Consider the following 905-nt stretch of genomic DNA (forward strand, 5'->3'; position numbering starts at 1 on the left):
CTGTGATGATAAGGAGATCGAGCTGGCCATAGGCAGATACTTTCAGATCATGGGGGGTACAGACAATTTAAAAACAGCCCTGGAGATCTTTACCAGGCTGCGTATTCGGGCAGCCGGAGGGCATCCGAACACCCCCTGTGATGACAAGGATATCGAGTTAACTTGGCCAGACATCTCCAGATTATGGGGGGCACGGACAACCTGAAAATGGCCCTGGATATCTATACCGGGCTGCGCACCCGGGCGGCTGGGGGGCAGGTGAACACTCCCTGTGATGATAAAGATATCGAGTTAACAATAGGTAGACTACTCCAGATATTCGGGGGTACAGACAACCGGCAAAAGGCCCTGGACATCTTTACCAGACTGCGCACTCGGGCAGCCGGGGGGCAGGCAGACACCCCCTGTGATGACAAGGAGATAGAACTGGCTCTGGGTAGACACCTCCAGACTATGGGAGGCACAGACAACCTGATAGCAGCCTTGAATATCTTTACCAGGCTTCGCACCCGGGCAGCCGGGGGGCAGGCAGACATTCCCTGTGATGACAAGGTTATCGAATTAACACTGGGCAGACATCTTCAGGCTATGGGAGGCACAGACAACCTGGGAGCTGCTCTTGATATCTACACCCGACTGCGCACTCAGGCGGCCGGGGGGCGGGCAAACACTCCCTGTGATGATAAGGATATCGAGTTAACTTGGGTAGACACCTCCAGCTCGTGGGAGGTACGGAGAACCTGAAAGCGGCCCTGGATATCTTTACCCGGCTGCGCACTCTGGCGACCGGGGGACGGGCGAACATCCCCTGTGATGACAAAGAGGTCGAACTGGCTCTGGGCAAGCTGCTTCAGGCCATGGGGGGTACAGACAATCTGAAAACGGCCCTGGATATCTTTACCCGG

3 protein-coding genes are annotated in these 905 nt (G+C 55.8%); all 3 read left to right on the forward strand.

From position 1 onward, the window contains the following. On the forward strand, positions 1-205 hold a 205-nt coding region (locus E1189_RS22530), incomplete at its 5' end, for a hypothetical protein (RefSeq protein WP_196220910.1). Further along, a complete protein-coding gene (locus E1189_RS00990; protein WP_155158253.1) occupies positions 163-744 on the forward strand; it encodes a hypothetical protein in 582 nt (193 codons plus the stop codon). The genes E1189_RS22530 and E1189_RS00990, both read left to right, overlap by 43 nt. Next, the coding region (locus E1189_RS00995; RefSeq protein ID WP_155158254.1) for a hypothetical protein at positions 723-905 on the forward strand (183 nt) is incomplete at its 3' end. The genes E1189_RS00990 and E1189_RS00995, both read left to right, overlap by 22 nt.

Origin of the sequence: Parendozoicomonas verongulae, assembly GCF_009711465.1 — a bacterium.
Lineage (GTDB): Bacteria > Pseudomonadota > Gammaproteobacteria > Pseudomonadales > Endozoicomonadaceae > Sansalvadorimonas > Sansalvadorimonas verongulae.